Below are 16,658 nucleotides of genomic sequence, written 5' to 3'. Positions count from 1 at the left end.
CATTTGACAATAGCCCAACCTTTTAAGGCTGGGATGAAATTCTTGAACGATTTTTTCAATGATGTGAACGAACTGGCTGCGTAACATGAATTAATATTTCAAAAACGGTATATTCGCAGGCCGGTCGCCGAACTCGATATAGCCGAAGCGGCTGGGTTCGTGGAAGGAGGGCGTCAGCGTCGGCGACCAGGCGAGCAATTCCAGCGCTTTTCGGGTTGTTCGGTTATAGCGGTAGAAGGCGCCCCGCCATACGTCGCCTAATACCGGAGTTTTCGTTTGCAGGTCGGAAAAAGGAATCGCAACCTCCACTCTCCATTCTTTATCCTTCACGTTGGGATCGTTGATTTTTCCATCAACAATCACCGCCGATTTCATTTCCTGGGCGGTAAAACTATGATCCCCGTTGATTTTTATCGATAAACCATTTGAACCGACTTGATTCGTGATAATGGCGTCGAAGATGGTCCCTAATGGATTCCATTGCAGCTCGAAGTAGCGGCAGGGATCGTGGGGAGCGAGGAAGGCTTCGGCGACTTCTTCGTCCCAGAGACTGGCGTCGCGCTGCGTCAATGTCGCCTGGATATCGCTGTCGGTGCAGGTCCAGCCGAGATATAAACGCTTGTCGTCGTAAAAGAGGCGCAATTCCGTGGCTTCGGTTCCTTCTTTGGTTCCATTGTTAAGATAAAAGGGGGAGATAATCGCCGCCTGTTTCCATTGCGGTTCGTCGAAGACGGCGTCGATTTTCATTTCTCCTTCCTGATAGGGAATCACGATGCGTTTCGGTTCTTGATTAACGGGCAATACGGCTGCTTGAGGTTGATTCGAATTCATGGCGCGATCCTCGGCGATCATGGCGTGTAATTGGTATAGGCTTGATTTTATCGTATCAAATCGATTGCCGTTTGACAATGACGGGATTGTAAGCATCTATATGCCGCTTGACGGCGAATAAAGATCAAAGGTATTTTGATGAAATTCCGTTCTATAAATTGATTTGCAATGCTCACAAAACCGATTAGGAGGAAAATTATGATCCGTCGTTCTTCAAATTTTCTATATGGATTATTATCTCTCTTCATTTTCCCTTTGACCATTGTTGCGTCGGAAGATCGCATCGATTATTCGCCTCCTCAAGACGAACAACAGCTGCCCAAAGCCATGCGATCGGCGATGAAGGAGACTCCTTCTATTACCGTCGGCCAGGAAAACGCCGATCTCGTAGGACGCGACCAACGAGCGCTGCAAGCGGCGGTCGATTACATCGCCGGACTGGGCGGGGGAACTGTGGAGATCGGAGCGGGGGAATTCGTCATGTACGATTCTCTCCATCTGCGCTCCAACGTTGCCGTTAAAGGCGTAGCGGGAAAGACGATTCTGCGCAAGGCGGACGGCGTCTCGTCGCCGTTGGCCATCGATGGGGATTATGGAGAAGAACAGATTACGGTAGAAAATCCCGCTGGCTTCGAAGTGGGTTTTGGCGTTGCGATCACCGACGACAATGCTGGCGGCTTCCATACTACCGTGGCTAGAATCATTGGCCGCGACGGAAATCGTTTGGCCATCAGCAAGCCTTTGAACGCCGACTGCATGGCGAACAACAAAGCCTACGCCGCGACGGTCTATCCCGTCGTCAGCGGTTACGATACGGAAGGCGTTCGAATTGAAGGTTTGACGATCGACGGCAATAAGGAGAAGAACATCGCTCTTAACGGCTGCCGGGGAGCGGGAATCTTTCTCTATCGCGGCTTCGGGACGGTGATTCAGAATTGCGTCGTGCGCAACTACAACGGCGACGGCATTAGCTTTCAGCAATCCAACGACGTTCAGGTGATTGGCTGCGTCAGCGAGGAGAACGCCGATCTCGGCTTGCATCCCGGCAGCGGCTCCCAACGTCCAGTGATGCGCGATTGCGTCGCCCGCCGCAACGGCAACGACGGCTTGTTCCTGTGCTGGCGCGTGCGTCACGGCCTCTTCGAAAATATCGTTTCCGAAGAGAATGGACGTTACGGCATTTCCATCGGCCATAAAGATTCCGACAATTTGTTCCGCCATAATACGATCCGCCTCAACCATGAAGAAGGCGTTTATTTCCGCAACGAAACATTGGGCATGGCCGGCCATCGCAACCGCTTGGAAGAAAACGTCATCGAAAATAACGGAGAAAAGCCGGGAACGGCGGGCATCCGGGTGAGGGGTGAAACCAACGGCCTCGTCTTTAGCAAAAACCAAATCCGCGATACGCGCGCCAAAGATAAACAAACTCAAACCGTCGGAATTATCATCGAGGAAAAGGCGGGGGAAGCGGCGTTGGAAGACAATGTCATCGAAGCGGAAACTCAAATCGACGACCGAAGGAAGAAATAATAATTCGGATTGGGTGGCAAAGGCAAGACGAAGTCTGCCTTTGATCGATTTCTCAAGGGGTGGCAAAGTCCTAGCCCTTGCCACCCCGGTCGTAAAACAAATTACCTAAGATTTTTTTAAATTAATGGGAATGATCAAAGGCAGAAATAACCTGCCTTTGCCACCCTGTCAATCCGGGAGGAAGAACAAGTCATGAATCTGCCCGAACCTCAATCTTTAATATTCACATCATTAATGAGCGACATTGAAAAAGGTATTATCAAAATTCCTCAATTCCAACGAGATTTTGTTTGGAGTAAAGATAAATCAGCTAAATTATTGGACAGTATCGTCAAAGGATATCCGATCGGTACTTTCATATTCTGGAAGACCAAAGAAGAACTTCGGGCATTACGTAATCTTGGTGGATTGGATTTACCTGATACGCCGGAAGGGGATTATGTTCAGTATGTACTTGATGGACAACAACGCCTTACTACGCTATTCGCCAGCATTAAGGGATTGAAGATTTATCGCGAGGATCATGAAGATGATTATTCTGAGTTCTTTCTTGATCTCGAATCGAATGAAGATGAATCAATCGTCCTTACGGCCAGGGATGAAAACAATCATCATCATGTCATAAAACTACACGATCTTTTATATGGAAAACTTAAAGATCTTACGGCTTATCCTGAAACCTGCCAAGACAAGATACAGAAATTCAAGGACCGTATTAATGCTTACCAATTCTCAAGCGTCTTGATCAAAGAGGCTTCCATCGACGTCGCTACTGAAATTTTCACCAGGCTTAATGTGAGCGGAAAGCCACTATCTGTTTTTGAAATTATGGTTGCGAAAACATTTGATTCTATACAGGATTTCGATCTAGCTGAGAAATACGATGAACTCATCAGCGAACTAAAGGATGTAGATTATGGCACAATTCCTGATTCAGTGGTCTTACAAACGGTATCAATCCTTTTAATCAAAGAATGCAGGAAAAAAGAAATTTTGAGATTACCTCGTAATAAAGTAATAGATATTTGGCCTGATGCGATGGACGCCATAAAAAGCGCTGTCGATTTTTTTCGTAATACATTTCGCATCCCCGTCTCGCGGCTTCTGCCATATCCCAATCTGATAGTTCCGTTTGCATATTATTTCTATAAAACAAAACGAAAACCGATTGGACAAGCCTTGAATTATATGCAGGATTTTTTTTGGCGCGTTTCACTTGGAGGTCGATATTCACAAAGCGTAGATACCAGATTGTCTCAAGATATATTAAAAATGGATGCTATTATCCAAGGAGAACTACCAAAGTACGATTGGGCTGTTGATACAAGTGATGATTTCATTAATGAAAATGGGTGGTTTTCCGTTGGAAGGTCTTATATAAAAGCACTTTTGTGCATTCTTGCTTTTCATGAACCAAAATCTTTTATTGATAATTCAGTGGTTCGCTTGAGTAATGATTGGTTAAAGCAAGCCAATAGTAGGAATTTCCATCATTTCTTCCCCATATCATTTATGGAGAAAAAAGGAGAAGAATACAGATTTATTAATCATATAGCCAATATTACTATCGTTGATGATTACTTGAATAAAAGAGAAATTCGAGCACAAGCACCATCAAAATATATTAAAAAATTCTCAAAACAGAATAAGAATTTGGATATATGTATGAAAACACATCTTATCAATATAGAAAAATATAATATATATAATGATGATTATGATTCATTCTTTTTTGGACGTTGCAAAGCTTTCAGTCTTGAATTGAAGAAAAGAATCATTGAACAAGATATTGATTCTAAACAACCTGCTCTTTCAGCGAGTGAAACTCAAGAAATAGAATCAGAATGAATGAAATGATCCTATGAATTTTTCACAATAAAAAATAACTGCATTCGATTCTATCAGAAAAGAGTTTGGGTATGGACATCACCGTTTTAGCCGTAACCGCCGCTTATTTCATCGTCTCGCTGGGCTTGGGTTTTTGGGTGGCGAGGAAAGAGAAAAACGTCGCCGACGATTATTTTCTGGCAGGCCGCAAACTGCCTTGGTACGCCATCTCCATGTCCATGACTGGCGCCAACATTGGCACGGAGCATTTTATCGGCATGGTGGGAACCGCCTACGCCGTCGGACTGGCGCCCGCTACCTTCGAATGGGGAAACTTCATTCCTTATTCCATTTTGGCTTGGATATTCCTGCCTTTCTTCTACCGCAAGCGGCTTTATACTATTCCCGAATTTTTGGAACGGCGCTATTCTCCGGCTACTCGCTCCGTCTTCGCCTTGTTCAGCCTATTTCACATGGTGATGGTGGTTCTCGCTCCCGCTTTGTATGCGGGCGGACGAATCATCTACGAGATGACGCTGCAACGCCCCGTAGAATCCTTCAACTCCTTTTTTATCGGCGGCATATTGATGATATCGGCGGCGACGGCGGCTTACTGCATTTATGGCGGGCTGCTTTCCGTGGTCTGGACGGACGTTTTACAGGTGGTCATTCTTGTCCTTGGCGGCGCGCTGCTGCTCTTCATCGGTCTTCACAATGCGGGCGGTTTTCATAAGGTGATCGAAACCAACCTGGCTTACGACGCTTCGCGCTTCAGCCTCATTCAATCCGCCAATCATCCCGTCTCGCCGTGGCCGGGCGTGGCTACTTTCTGGCTGACCTTGTCGCTATGGTACGTCGGCGCCAACCAGTTTTACATTCAACGCTGCCTGGGCGCGAAAAGCGAATGGGACGCCAAGATGGGCGTCATCGGCTGCGCTTACATCAAATTGATTCTCCCTTCCATCATCGTATTCCCCGGCCTCGTCGCCTTCGCCAAATTCGGGCCGGGTCTGAAAGAAGACGCCGTTTACGTCAAAATGATTAACGAATTTCTGCCTCCGGTAGGGAAGGGAATCCTGCTGGCGGCGCTGATCGCGGCGATCATGAGCACTGTTTCTTGCGTCTTGAATTCCGCCTCCACGATCTGGTCGATGGATATCTATAAACGATATTGCCGCCCTAATGCAACCGATGCGGAATTGGTTTCGACCGGACGCTGGTCCACTTTCATCGTCATCCTCATCGGAACGGCGTTTGCTCCGCTGCTCCTGATGTGGGAAGGCGGGATATTCATTTACATTCAAGACATGGCCGCTTTTCTGGCGCCGCCGGTTACCGTTATCTTTCTGGCGGCATTCCTCTGGCGAAAGGCGCACGGGCGCGCGGCGGCGTTTACGCTGATTTTCGGAATCTTCAGCGGCGTATGCCTGAAAATCTTCGCAGAAACATGGGGGACGCAAGGCGTCGCGCAACTCAAGCCGTTGTTGAACCGGGCGGCGGTCAACTGGGCGATTTGCCTGGCGGCGCTCACGCTCGCCACTTATCTTATTCCCAAAAACGCGCAAGAGATGTACGATCCCGACGCCATCTGGAACGCCCAATGGGGAAGGCTGCCCGAATCAGAACGAGTTATGAATCGCGGCCGTCGCAACCTGATGCTCTGGTGGGCGGTGATGGTAGCATCGTCCGCTAGTCTGTTTATTATTTTTAAATAGTATTCGAACGTTTTTTAGGACGCCTTTACCATCGCAACGTTGTAGTAATATGGATTCTATTCTTTCATTTCAGCAAGAACTTTCAGTACATCGTCGGCGCTGGCGCGATCCCCGTGGGTTTTACTTACTTTTTCGAAGCGGATCGCTCCTTGTTGGTCGATGATAAAAGTCGAGGGATAAGCGGTTTCCTTTGGGGCGTTCCAACGCAAGCCATAGCTGACGGTAAACTTGAAATCTGGGTCGATTAGGAAGAAGAAGTTATCGGGGATGTTTTGTCTGCTGAAGAACTCTTCGGCATGTTCAACAAGATGGTCTGCTGGTCCGGGATAAACGAACGCAACGCGCGCATTGACAGATCTAAAATCATCGGCGCGAGCAATGAACTTTCCAACTTGCGTCGCGCATATCGGACATTGATAACCAGGCCAACCGCGTAGTATCACGAGCGCCACAGGTCCTTTAGTTAACTGCTTTGAAAGTTGAAACGTTTTTTTGTCGAGTGTGGGCAACGAAAAATCCAACGCTTTTTCTCCCACAACGGGCGGTAGCGATCGGTTGGGCGATGATGTTTCCATAATCTGTTCGGCTGCGCTACTCGTTTGAGGGGAAGCATGTTCGCTGGAATTAGGCGATTCGGCGCAAGAAGAGAGAAAAACGAGGGAAAATACAATCACGGCATTGAGAATATTATGAGTCATCGAATATTATCCTTTCGCAATTGGATTTGTTGAACGCTTCTTTCTTTGGAAAGCGGCAAAATTGACATAAGAACTCCCTTTAGCAAATAGTCCCTATCATCCAGAGGCGGGATTTAAAATGTCAGTATTTTATAGTTTTCTTTTAGAAAACTCGTCAAAGGTTGGCCCATCGCCTTCACTTCAATCCCCAATCCACGTAGCGTTTCAGTAACGCCGTAAGAGTCGGCGCATACGATGCAAGCCTGAACAATCACGCCATCCTCCATCATCTTTTTAATTTTGGCTTGAAGATCCTTGTCTCCCGCCAGGAGTCTGGCCGAGGGTCCCCATACGATCAATCGCACTTCGTCGAACCATTTGTTTTGCAAGGCGGCATGTGAGTACATAAGACAAACCCGGTGGGCTACATCCGGATCGCCGCTTGTCCATACCACCGCGAGACGAGAGTCGTTTGGGTTTGGTTTTGAAGATGATTCCTTCACTTGAGCGAAAGAGGAGACGATATAAAACATGGCTAGGATCGTCCCGCTAAGATAGAATAGTTGTTTTTTATTCATGGAATTGCCTCCTAGAGAATAATTTGGATTTAAATCTATTCCTGAGTCCGCCACGTTACATTCCCATGACGGGAGTATGCAAGCGTTCGCTTAGTTTCATGCCCAACTCGCGCGCCGCTGTCCGAGATTGCGGCTGTTTGGTTAGCGATGGAGTAATTTCTTCGGTAATCTTCGCGCCCGGACCATAGAAAAAGTGAATAGCGCCGGATTGGCATGTCTCTCCATATCCGCAGATGAAACAGGAGGCCGCTCCTTTAGCCTCAACCTCCCCGACGCACTCGATTTGGTTATATTTATAGAAGTTGCGGATGACTTCAATAACTGGCTTGGGATCGTTGCTGCCAACGCCTACAGCCACGCCCAACTTGCCTGCCATAACTTGACTGTCGCGGTGACGGAATTGATACCACCGTTCCATGAAACAGTGAGTAAGACTGTTAAGATTGTTGAAGTAATTCGCTCCGCCAATGACATATGCGTCGGAATCGACGATCGTCTGGCGCATTGGCGCCAAATCGTCTTTAAGACGGCAAATGTTCGTCTCGACGCATCCCAAACACGCTAAACACGGTCCGATTTTTTTTCCGGCCAACGAAACGAACTCGGTTTCGCACCCTTCCACTCCGGCTAGAACTTCTTGTACCAACTGGTCGGTAGTTGATCCTTTGCGAGGACTGCCGCTGATTCCTAGTACTTTCATAAAAGTTCCTTTCGTACTATTCGATTATTGAGATGAATTGCTAGTTTGTCGTTGTTCTGCTCTGAGGAAAGTCATGAGCGTTTCAAGGCAGGTCTTTAATGGGCCTTCCTCCTTTTTTAGCCGCGACATCATGATCCCGCCTTCGATGGTTGACACAAACACTTGCGCTAGATCGGCGGCTGGGATGTCCGAACGGAATTCCCCAGCCTGTTGGCCAGACAAGATTACCGCTTCGATTCTTGTTATCCATTCTTGGAACAGGTCGCTCACGCATACGGCATATCGATTGTCGGCGTCGCTCATCTCAAGAGCCGTATTGCCGAACAAGCACCCGCCTGTAAATCCCTTCTTGCGATGTCTATCCAACACAAAGTCGAGAAACTTGTGTATACTAATTGTTGGCGTTGAAGTGAACAACAATTCATCGAGCGATTCCAGGAATCTTGTCTTGGCGCGTTCCAACACGGCCAGTCCAAGATGATCTTTATCGGTGAAGTGATAGTAAAGCGACCCCTTCTTAATACCAGCAACGGCCAAAAGTTCGTTGAGGGAAGTAGCGCCAAAGCCCTTCGTTTGAACGAGTTTGGTCGTTTCATCCAAAAGTCGTTCTTTTGTCAATTTTCCGGAGCGCATTATTTCCTCTTTAATATAAACCGACTGGTCGGTTTATAAATAATATACGATTTTTTGTGTTCATGCAAGGAGAATTAATAAAATTATTCTTCCTTTTTTGCGTTTTCTTTGATTAAGCGATTTTTCCAAAAAATAATGGAGGGCGGTGATTACGGTGTTATCCGTTTTTTGGTTTTGCCACTTTGCTTTTTCATAGGAGTGGAGAGTAATACTTTGGCAATTGGAATTACAATTCGTACAGCTTCCACGGCGAGCGCAGGGGGCGGCATAGCAGGCGATTGGCGATATCGTTGCCGGAGAAGCGTTCTTCTTTGGGGTCCCAATACAGTTTCTTACCTGTCTGAATGGCGATGTGGCCTAGTTGGCAGAGCGACGTCGTACGGTGGCCTACCTCGGCGTCCTCAAGAGTTTGGCCGCGCGATTTTACGGCGTCGATGAAATCCTGCTTATCGCTCTTGAGGGGCAAGTGAATTTCGCCGTCTTCGATTTTGGATTGAAGGATGGCCTCCGAGGACGCCGTCAGTTTCTGGCCGGTATAATCGGCCTGTATCCAGCCTTCCGAACCTTCGAAACGCACGAAAGGTTGGCTCGTTTCGTATGTCAACTGAACGCCGTTCGCAAATTTATAGACCGCTTCGAAACTTAAAAGCACGTTCCACAAGCCTTCGGCGGGATATTCGCCGCGTCCTTCCACTTCCACCGGCCCCGTGCGTTCCGTCCCATTACCCCATTGGGCGATGTCGTTGAGATGGGCGCCCCAATTGGTCACCATGCCTTCGCAATAGTCGCGCACGCGCATCCAGCCGGGGCGGGAATAATCCTTACGCGGATGGACGCGGTTCAGCGTGTAGGGGGCGCGGGGCGCCGGTCCCAGCCACATCTCGTAATCCAGTTCGTCCGGAACGGGCATATCCGGCTGCGGCGGACAGGCGGCATCGCCCTTGGGAACGCCGGTTTTGATTTTCTGCACTTCGCCGATGCGTCCATTGAGGACCAGTTCGCATTGCCGATGAAAAACCGGCAGCGAGCGGAATTCGCTGTCAGTGCGGAACACGCGCTTCTTTCTCGTTACGAGATCGCTGAGATATCGCCCTTCCTCGATGCTCAGCGTGAGCGGCTTCTCGCAGCATACATCCTTGCCCGCGTTGACGGCGGCTACGGATATGGGGACGTGCCAATGATCCGGCGTCGAGATCATCACGGCGTCGATATCCGGTCGCGATAGCGCGCTGCGGAAATCCCTATAAGCGGCGCAGCCTTTATAATCGGCGTTTTTAGCTTCGGCGTAATGCTTTTCCACCGTCTTAAGTGCATTGTCCAACCGCCAGGAGTCCACGTCGCAGACGGCTGTTACTACCGTATCGGGCGATTCCAAAAAAGGCTTCAGGTTGGCGTAAAGCGCCTGCCGTCCCATGCCGATCATGCCGATGGAGATGCGTTCGTTAGCGCCTGCCCAACCCCGGCTAGGAAGAATGAGGGGCATCGTCAGTCCAGCGGCGCCAGTAGCGCTTTGATGCAAAAAATTTCTACGAGATAAAGGAGTGTTGGCGTTCATTTTTTGTTGGCTCGCCGTGATTCTAGAAATCGCTCTATTTTATTGGAGAGTAAAAGCCTGTTTCATTTTCATTGGCTGCCATCCATCTTCTTAAATAGCCGCCGATTCGTCAAGAGAGATGTCGGTTTGGCGGCGCGCATCACATTTTCCCTGCGTTTAGTCTGAGTCGATCATCGATAAAGAAGTTAAACGAACTGACAATCGAAACGTTGCCACGACCGAGAACCTTTCAAATAGAGCCGCGTTCCATTCTTGGTTTTTTTCCGCCATCCCGGTATTATCAATATAATTATGCCGTATCGAATCGATTTTCAGACAAGAATAAATACTTCTCCTAGATTTGCGATCTTATCGTATTCTTGCCGGAAAGGAAAAGAGGATGCAATATCCCATTTGGGACGTACCCCTTTTGGGCGGAGGGATGGTCATCGCCATCGTCGCCATCACGCACGTCATGGTCGCCCATTTCGCCGTCGGGGCGGGGCTGTTCACCGCGGCGACCGAATATCGAGCCTATAAGCAGAACCGTCCTCTCCTAATCCGTTTTCTCAAGGATTACAGCCGCTTTCTCGTTCTGCTTTCCTTCGTATTCGGCGCGATTACCGGCGTGGGGATATGGTTTTCCATCGCTCTGGTCAGTCCGGAAGCGACTTCGGCGCTGATCCACCAATACGTTTGGGGATGGGCGACGGAATGGGTTTTCTTTATCGTCGAAATTGTTTCGGGATATGTTTATTATTACACTTGGGACCGCATGGATCCTAAAAAGCATTTGATCGTGGGATGGATTTACGCCATCTCCGCCTATATGAGCCTGGTCATTATCAATGGAATTCTCTCCTTCATGCTTTCCCCCGGCCTATGGCTGCAAACGCATTCGTTTTGGGATGGATTTTTCAATCCCACCTATTGGCCTTCGCTGGGATTGCGTACGATCAGCGCTTTCGCCATCACCGCCATCTTCGTTGCCATCGCCGTGAATATGAATAAAGGCTACAGCCGCGAGGAACGGCAGGAGATTATCAACGAAAGCAGCCGCTGGCTGGTTCCGCTGGCTTCGATGCTTCCGATTTCGTTATGGTATTTTTACCAGGCGCCGGATGCGGCGAGACAATTGGTCATGGGCGGAGCTATCGCCATGACGCTGTTCTTTTTGTTCGGCATAGCCGCCTCGACGCTAGTGGGTTTGTACGCCTATATTGGACTGGTTTTAAAAAAACGGTACATCAACCTGGAAACATCGATCCTGTTGGGCGCGATCGCGTTTATTGCAACCGGCTCGATGGAATTCGTTCGCGAAGGCATCCGCAAGCCTTACGTTATTTACGATTACATGTATTCCAACGGGATTCTCAAAGCGGACGAAGCGGCGCTCAATGAGAAGGGGGTGTTGGGATGGGCGCCTTGGACGGCCGTCGCGATGGGCGTGGAGGCGGGAACGATGACGCCCGTCCAACGCGGCGAGGCATTATATCGGGCGCAATGCCTGCGCTGCCATACCGTGGATGGAACCAACGGCATTGTTCCTCTCATCAAGAACTGGCCGGAAGAGTCCATAACGCACGCGCTGGAAACGCTGCACGTGGAGCAGTATTATATGCCGCCCTTCATCGGACCGGAAAAAGACAAAAACGATTTGACGCTCTTTCTGCGGGAGTTGGCGGAAAAAGGTTCCGCCGTCCTTTCCCGCAACGCTGGCGCAACGAAAGCGAACACGAATAAGGAGGACCGCTCATGAACGTTCCCGTACCGCCGCCCGATGCGTTGGGAATTCCTTCTCCGGCCTTTATCTTCCAATTTCTGATGTTGTTGACGTACACGCTGCACGTTGTCTTTATGAATTTCGTTCTCGGCGGTTTTCTCATCATCACGATCAATGAATGGATTTTCGGCAAAAATCCCGCCGCCGCCAAAGCGGATTCCCTGCTTTTGAAAATGATGCCGGTTGCGCTTTCGCTGGCGATTACGATGGGCGTGGCGCCGCTATTGTTCGTGCAAACGCTCTATGGAAACTTTTTTTATTCCGCCAACGTCATCATGGGATGGCATTGGATGAGCATCTTGGCTTTGGTTATGATCGCGTTTTACTTGATTTATATCGCCATCGCCAAGAGACCGGAAGGCGCGACGAGTTCATTATGGACAAGCCTCATCGCAATCGTCAATACGATACTCTTTTTTATGGTCGCTTTTCTTTTCACCAACAACGCCGTTCTTACGGAGAATCCAGCTTATTGGGCGAACATCTATTCAGGCGCGAAAAGCGTCGCCGCGCCCGATTCCAGTCTCTGGCAGCGCTATCTGCATAATATCTCCGGCGCATTGGCCGTAGCGGGAATGTGGTGCGCGGCGGTTGCGCGTTATCGCCGCCGATACGATCCCGCAGATGCTGAGACTACGCGCTGGCTGCATCGTTCGGGGCTGTTATGGGCTATCGGCGGGACGCTGGCGGCGATGGCTACGGGCTTTCTTTACCTTGTCTTCCTTGGCGGCGACCGCATCAAAGCGTTTATGAGCATAGACGCGTTGTTTATAGGTTGGGCGATTTCCGTTGTAGTTACTTTCGTATTGCTCGTATTCTTGATAATGGCTTTGATGCAGCCTGAAAAATCCATCTTTTTATGGAGCGGCGTAGGATTAATGTCTGCGGCGCTTTTCGGCATGGCGATGGGCAGGGAACACTTGCGGATGGTTTCGCTGAAGCCCTATTTTACGATGGATCAACTAACCTTGAATCCCAGCTATTCCAGCCTGGCAATGTTTTTGATTACGTTCGTTTTGGGACTATTGGTTTTGGGGTATTTGATTCGACTTGTCTATGCGCTGCCGGAAAGTACGGAAGATGATACATAGATCGTAGGATGGATCAAAAAACGAGACTTGGGGACAGGGAGACAGGGGGACTGGGGGATTTGTCGCCCCGTCGCCTCTGGTTACGATCTAGTCTCCATGTCTCCATGTCTCCTTGTCCTTTCGCCTGCAACCGGAGCTTCAATGCAAACGGCTTTGAATAGAAAAAATCTTGCAGGTTAGTAATAATGGTTATATACTATTTAATATTGGACTACATATAGTTAGGTTGAAGAGGACATGACATGGCTGCTACTCGAAGTTTCGCTTTAGGAGATAATTACGACCGTTTTATCGATGCTCAAGTGAAACAAGGCCGTTTTGGCAACGCTACGGAAGTGGTTCGCGCCGGTCTGCGCATGTTGCAGGACTATGAAACCCGCATGCGTGAACTTCGTCTGTTGATTGATGAAGCCGATGCCTCGCTTGCCGCTGGGAAGGGAAAATCCTATGACGATCCTGTTGAACTTATCGAAGCCATCGTGAAAAGAGGACAAGCAAAATCGAAAACAGCGACTGGAAAGTAATTTTCGCGCCGGAAGCAGAGGAGGACTTGGCAAACATCTATGAAGAAATTGCAAAGGATAGTCCGATCTATGCGGAACGCTTTGTCGATGACCTTGTTCGGCAGATTTACAAACTAGCGCACATTCGCATGGCAGGCGCGCCCCGGGATTGGATACGCCCCGGTTTACGGGCTTTTCCCTATAGGAAGCGTTGTTTTTATTTTCGGATTGAAGGGGAAAAACTGATTCTTCTTCGCGTCTTGCATGGCGCACAAGATATTGAAAATCAGTTTGGCGAAGAATATCGTTAATCAATCTGGCTAAATTGCGATGAAGAATCAAGACGATGCAATCCTCTCGCCAACCGCATGGAATTTATCTCATAGGTGAAGCCGGTTGACTAGGGTGAGTTCAAAGTGAAGCGCAGCCCGCCATTACTATTCTTCATCCAGCTGATCCCAGGTAAAAAATCTGGAACTGGCGACGTATTTCTGTTCGCCGCGCGATGCGATGACGCGCCAGACCATGAATTTTTTAAAGCCCTCGGCGATCCAGCCGATGCGGCCCGCCGTTATCATGAAGAACCGCAGCAGCACCAGTTTCATCGTGGTCATGCGCATGTTATTGTCCCTCCAGCGTCCGCAGGTCCGCATCCACCATCATTTTGACTAAATCCTCGAATTTTGTTTTCGGCTGCCAGCCAAGTTCGGCGGAGGCTTTGGAGCAGTCGCCGCAGAGCAGATGGACTTCGGAGGGGCGGAAGAATTTTTCGTCCTTGACGACGTAATCCTCCCAATTCAAGCCGACATGAGCGAAAGCGTGCTGAGCGAATTCCTTGACGGAATGAGTCTCGCCGGTAGCGATGACGTAATCGCGGGGGCGATCCTGCTGCATCATGAGCCACATCGCCTGGACGTATTCGCCCGCGAATCCCCAATCCCGCTTGGCGTCCAGGTTGCCGAGTTCGAGTTTTTTCAGGCGGCCCAGTTTGATCTTGGCGACGCTATGGGTGATTTTGCGGGTAACGAATTCGTAGCCGCGGCGGGGGCTTTCGTGGTTGAAGAGAATGCCGGAAGCGGCGAAAAGGCCGTAAGCTTCGCGGTAATTGCGCGTCAGATCGAATCCAGCGACTTTGGAGATGCCGTAGGCCGAACGGGGATGGAAGGGCGTCTCTTCGGTTTGCGGCGTTTGCTTGACGCTGCCGAACATTTCGCTGGAACCGGCGAAATAGAAGCGGCATTCGGGGACCAATTCCTTGATGGCCGACAGCATGAAATGGGTTCCGTGAATGTTGGTGTGAATCGTAGAAAATTCGTCCTCGAAAGAGTAACTGACGAAGCTTTGAGCCGCCAGATGGTAGCATTCGTCCGGCCTTATTTGCTGGACGATTTTAAAAAGGCTGGCATAACTTTCCATGGACGCGCCGTGCAATTGCAAGCGGTCCAGAAAATCGCGCAGCCGCCATAATCTCCGTTCGGGGTCTTCAAAAGCCACGCGGCGGACGAGGCCGTGCACTTCATAGCCCTTTTCCAATAATAATTCCGCCAGGTAAGAACCGTCCTGGCCTGTAATTCCCGTAATCAACGCCTTTTTATTCACAACGGCTCCCGATGCGATTGGTTTTTTATCATTAGGATGGGAAACGATGGCAACAGTGTAGTAAACCCCGCCGTCTTTTTCAACCATGAGGAGAAGCAAATCAACGAATCATTTTCGCGTCGCGGGCGCGATGTCTTTTATGGACGTATGCGGTTCGCGATAACGGCGATAGAGACGGGTGAGCGTCGTATAGGAAAAGAGATTATTTATAAAGGAATTGCGAGTGAGAAAGTGGAATCCATAATAGCCGACAATTAAAGCGAGATAGAGATTCAGTAAATCGAAGACTTGTTGAAAAAAGGAATTATGAAGAAACCACTCATTGACGGGAGACCATCCAAACCGTCGCAATAGAATAAACACAAGCGGAATCGAAGCGATTTTATAAAGAACGACGGCCCAGGAATGGCTCGCTTCGACGGCTCGTTCGGGACAATACGCCATACAGCGCATGCAACTTTCGCATTTGTATTTCCAAAACGGGCGGGGTTGAGAGGCGCCAACCATTTTGATCGCTTGAACGGGGCAGCGTTCGGCGCACAGTCCGCATCCGTTGCATCGATTGCTGGCGAGAAAGAGTTTGGCCAGGTAGAATCGTCCGGCTAATAAGTAGATCAGAGAAATCGGAGATAAAAGGATTCCCCAGATTAATTCATAGAGATTGTTCCAGGTAAACCATACTTTCCGGCAAGAAAAAATTTTATCTGCGAATCGAAGCGCCGTTGGTTCGGCGCGTTGGATGATGGCGTCAACGCTCGACGTCTTCAAACCAGAATGGAAAGCGATCCAGTTGGAAGGCATATCCAAACTCAACGAGCCGCGGACGCGATAGCCTTTAAAGAAGAGAATCAAGGCGAGAAGAAACGTTCCCGTTCCACTAATTCCGGGCGTAAAAACGGGGCCGAATTTCAGCCCTGCCCGCGTGGCCAGGCAGAAGGCGTGGGCGCGCTTTTTTCGGGGCAAACGGGCGGCGAACCGCAATGCCAGCCAAGGAGTGGTGAAGCCGTGCGTCGGCGCGGCTACGCCGACCAGCGTTTCCGGATCGTCATCGATTTCGTCTTGGGGACGCAGGCGATCGATGAGAACAAGGCGGGATTCCATCCCTCGCGCTTCGGCGGCTTGGCGAATCCAACAGGCGGCGCGGTAGGTGTTGCCCGTGCCGCTGAAGCAATAGAGGAGCAGTCGTTTATAGGACATGATGATTTCGATTAAAGTCAGCTGGCGTTATCTTGGCAAGGCGTCGATTTTGGCGGCGAGAATAAAATCGCTGACGCTAAGGCCGCCGATTTTATGCGTCCAGACGGTTACATCGACCTGGTTGTAATGGACGCAGAAATCGGGATGATGTCCAGCGTCTTCGGCGAGGTCCGACATTCGGTTTACGAATTTCATCGCTTCGATGAAGTCATTAAATAGAAAACGTTTGTGAATTTTTTCGTCGCGCTCGTCCCAGCCAACGATTTTTTGCAGAAATTCGGCGATGCGTTGTTTCTCCATTTTGGGAATATTGCCTTGGCAGGGTGCGCATTTTTGATCTTTCAGTTCCATCCGCTGCATCCTTTTCTATTAATCGATGACGATTAGTATATCTATCCCCGATGAACTTGATAATGGACAGGAAAAATCGGAAAGAAGTAAATCAAAATCTTATTGT

General features: G+C 49.2%; 17 protein-coding genes. 7 read left to right on the top strand and 10 right to left on the bottom strand.

The features are described 5' to 3' along the window. Positions 1–90: 90 nt before the first annotated feature. On the bottom strand, positions 91–831 hold the full coding sequence (locus AB1656_14290) for a carbohydrate-binding family 9-like protein (protein ID MEW6236551.1): 741 nt from the start codon (positions 829–831) through the stop codon (positions 91–93). A 198-nt stretch (positions 832–1,029) separates the two neighbouring features. Between AB1656_14290 and AB1656_14285 the strand changes: the two genes are divergently transcribed. The 3 genes from AB1656_14285 (at position 1,030) to AB1656_14275 (ending at position 5,906) form a co-directional block, all read left to right on the top strand. Beyond that, positions 1,030–2,364, top strand: a complete 1,335-nt coding sequence (locus tag AB1656_14285) for a right-handed parallel beta-helix repeat-containing protein (protein ID MEW6236550.1) — start codon at positions 1,030–1,032, stop codon at positions 2,362–2,364. 192 nt (positions 2,365–2,556) lie between these two features. After that, positions 2,557–4,212, top strand: a complete 1,656-nt coding sequence (locus AB1656_14280; GenBank protein MEW6236549.1) for a DUF262 domain-containing protein — start codon at positions 2,557–2,559, stop codon at positions 4,210–4,212. Between the two features lie 71 nt (positions 4,213–4,283). Continuing rightward, on the top strand, positions 4,284–5,906 hold the full coding sequence (locus tag AB1656_14275) for a sodium/solute symporter (GenBank protein MEW6236548.1): 1,623 nt from the start codon (positions 4,284–4,286) through the stop codon (positions 5,904–5,906). Between the two features lie 56 nt (positions 5,907–5,962). Here AB1656_14275 and AB1656_14270 read toward each other — a convergent pair whose 3' ends face one another. The 5 genes from AB1656_14270 to AB1656_14250 form a co-directional block, all read right to left on the bottom strand. Next, positions 5,963–6,604 (bottom strand): peroxiredoxin family protein, encoded by a 642-nt coding sequence (locus AB1656_14270; protein MEW6236547.1) that lies wholly within the window; start codon positions 6,602–6,604, stop codon positions 5,963–5,965. Positions 6,605–6,717: 113 nt separating this feature from the next. Next, on the bottom strand, positions 6,718–7,161 hold the full coding sequence (locus AB1656_14265; GenBank protein MEW6236546.1) for a DsrE family protein: 444 nt from the start codon (positions 7,159–7,161) through the stop codon (positions 6,718–6,720). 55 nt (positions 7,162–7,216) lie between these two features. Beyond that, on the bottom strand, positions 7,217–7,861 hold the full coding sequence (locus tag AB1656_14260) for a flavodoxin family protein (GenBank protein ID MEW6236545.1): 645 nt from the start codon (positions 7,859–7,861) through the stop codon (positions 7,217–7,219). Positions 7,862–7,885: 24 nt separating this feature from the next. Beyond that, positions 7,886–8,494 carry a TetR/AcrR family transcriptional regulator gene (locus AB1656_14255; protein ID MEW6236544.1) on the bottom strand — a complete coding sequence of 203 codons (609 nt, stop codon included), beginning with the start codon at positions 8,492–8,494 and terminating at the stop codon, positions 7,886–7,888. A gap of 226 nt (positions 8,495–8,720) precedes the next feature. Beyond that, positions 8,721–10,049 carry a Gfo/Idh/MocA family oxidoreductase gene (locus AB1656_14250; GenBank protein ID MEW6236543.1) on the bottom strand — a complete coding sequence of 443 codons (1,329 nt, stop codon included), beginning with the start codon at positions 10,047–10,049 and terminating at the stop codon, positions 8,721–8,723. Between the two features lie 379 nt (positions 10,050–10,428). Here AB1656_14250 and AB1656_14245 point away from each other — a divergent pair, with 379 nt between their 5' ends. From AB1656_14245 to AB1656_14230, 4 genes are all read left to right on the top strand, one after another. Beyond that, the gene (locus AB1656_14245; protein MEW6236542.1) at positions 10,429–11,787 is read left to right on the top strand and encodes a cytochrome ubiquinol oxidase subunit I; all 1,359 of its coding nucleotides are present in this window, start codon (positions 10,429–10,431) and stop codon (positions 11,785–11,787) included. Continuing rightward, entirely contained in the window at positions 11,784–12,902 is a 1,119-nt protein-coding gene (locus tag AB1656_14240) for a potassium-transporting ATPase subunit F (GenBank protein MEW6236541.1), read from the top strand. The genes AB1656_14245 and AB1656_14240 overlap by 4 nt, the downstream gene beginning before the upstream one ends. Positions 12,903–13,144: 242 nt before the next feature. After that, positions 13,145–13,426 (top strand): type II toxin-antitoxin system ParD family antitoxin, encoded by a 282-nt coding sequence (locus AB1656_14235; GenBank protein ID MEW6236540.1) that lies wholly within the window; start codon positions 13,145–13,147, stop codon positions 13,424–13,426. A gap of 26 nt (positions 13,427–13,452) precedes the next feature. Next, positions 13,453–13,716: a type II toxin-antitoxin system RelE/ParE family toxin gene (locus tag AB1656_14230; GenBank protein ID MEW6236539.1), complete on the top strand. Its 264-nt coding sequence runs from the start codon at positions 13,453–13,455 to the stop codon at positions 13,714–13,716. 126 nt (positions 13,717–13,842) lie between these two features. Here AB1656_14230 and AB1656_14225 read toward each other — a convergent pair whose 3' ends face one another. The 4 genes from AB1656_14225 to AB1656_14210 are packed head-to-tail and all read right to left on the bottom strand — an operon-like array spanning position 13,843 to position 16,552. Further along, entirely contained in the window at positions 13,843–14,025 is a 183-nt protein-coding gene (locus AB1656_14225; GenBank protein MEW6236538.1) for a hypothetical protein, read from the bottom strand. A gap of 1 nt (position 14,026) precedes the next feature. Beyond that, positions 14,027–15,091, bottom strand: a complete 1,065-nt coding sequence (locus AB1656_14220) for a GDP-mannose 4,6-dehydratase (protein ID MEW6236537.1) — start codon at positions 15,089–15,091, stop codon at positions 14,027–14,029. 21 nt (positions 15,092–15,112) lie between these two features. Further along, the gene (locus AB1656_14215) at positions 15,113–16,201 is read right to left on the bottom strand and encodes an EFR1 family ferrodoxin (protein ID MEW6236536.1); all 1,089 of its coding nucleotides are present in this window, start codon (positions 16,199–16,201) and stop codon (positions 15,113–15,115) included. A gap of 27 nt (positions 16,202–16,228) precedes the next feature. Further along, entirely contained in the window at positions 16,229–16,552 is a 324-nt protein-coding gene (locus tag AB1656_14210) for a 4a-hydroxytetrahydrobiopterin dehydratase (protein ID MEW6236535.1), read from the bottom strand. Positions 16,553–16,658 lie beyond the last annotated feature (106 nt).

It is taken from the genome of Candidatus Omnitrophota bacterium, from assembly GCA_040755155.1.
In the GTDB taxonomy this organism is placed as follows: domain Bacteria; phylum Hinthialibacterota; class Hinthialibacteria; order Hinthialibacterales; family Hinthialibacteraceae; genus JBFMBP01.
This window is presented reverse-complemented; position numbering and strand designations above follow the sequence as displayed.

Coding starts and splice junctions, on each gene's coding strand:
- AB1656_14290 (MEW6236551.1), bottom strand. CDS start 831: ATGAATTCGAATCAACCTCAAGCAGCCGTATTGCCCGTTAATCAAGAA.
- AB1656_14250 (MEW6236543.1), bottom strand. CDS start 10,049: ATGAACGCCAACACTCCTTTATCTCGTAGAAATTTTTTGCATCAAAGC.
- AB1656_14245 (MEW6236542.1), top strand. CDS start 10,429: ATGCAATATCCCATTTGGGACGTACCCCTTTTGGGCGGAGGGATGGTC.
- AB1656_14285 (MEW6236550.1), top strand. CDS start 1,030: ATGATCCGTCGTTCTTCAAATTTTCTATATGGATTATTATCTCTCTTC.
- AB1656_14210 (MEW6236535.1), bottom strand. CDS start 16,552: ATGGAACTGAAAGATCAAAAATGCGCACCCTGCCAAGGCAATATTCCC.
- AB1656_14225 (MEW6236538.1), bottom strand. CDS start 14,025: ATGCGCATGACCACGATGAAACTGGTGCTGCTGCGGTTCTTCATGATA.
- AB1656_14265 (MEW6236546.1), bottom strand. CDS start 7,161: ATGAATAAAAAACAACTATTCTATCTTAGCGGGACGATCCTAGCCATG.
- AB1656_14215 (MEW6236536.1), bottom strand. CDS start 16,201: ATGTCCTATAAACGACTGCTCCTCTATTGCTTCAGCGGCACGGGCAAC.
- AB1656_14280 (MEW6236549.1), top strand. CDS start 2,557: ATGAATCTGCCCGAACCTCAATCTTTAATATTCACATCATTAATGAGC.
- AB1656_14270 (MEW6236547.1), bottom strand. CDS start 6,604: ATGACTCATAATATTCTCAATGCCGTGATTGTATTTTCCCTCGTTTTT.
- AB1656_14235 (MEW6236540.1), top strand. CDS start 13,145: ATGGCTGCTACTCGAAGTTTCGCTTTAGGAGATAATTACGACCGTTTT.
- AB1656_14275 (MEW6236548.1), top strand. CDS start 4,284: ATGGACATCACCGTTTTAGCCGTAACCGCCGCTTATTTCATCGTCTCG.
- AB1656_14240 (MEW6236541.1), top strand. CDS start 11,784: ATGAACGTTCCCGTACCGCCGCCCGATGCGTTGGGAATTCCTTCTCCG.
- AB1656_14255 (MEW6236544.1), bottom strand. CDS start 8,494: ATGCGCTCCGGAAAATTGACAAAAGAACGACTTTTGGATGAAACGACC.
- AB1656_14220 (MEW6236537.1), bottom strand. CDS start 15,091: ATGGTTGAAAAAGACGGCGGGGTTTACTACACTGTTGCCATCGTTTCC.
- AB1656_14260 (MEW6236545.1), bottom strand. CDS start 7,861: ATGAAAGTACTAGGAATCAGCGGCAGTCCTCGCAAAGGATCAACTACC.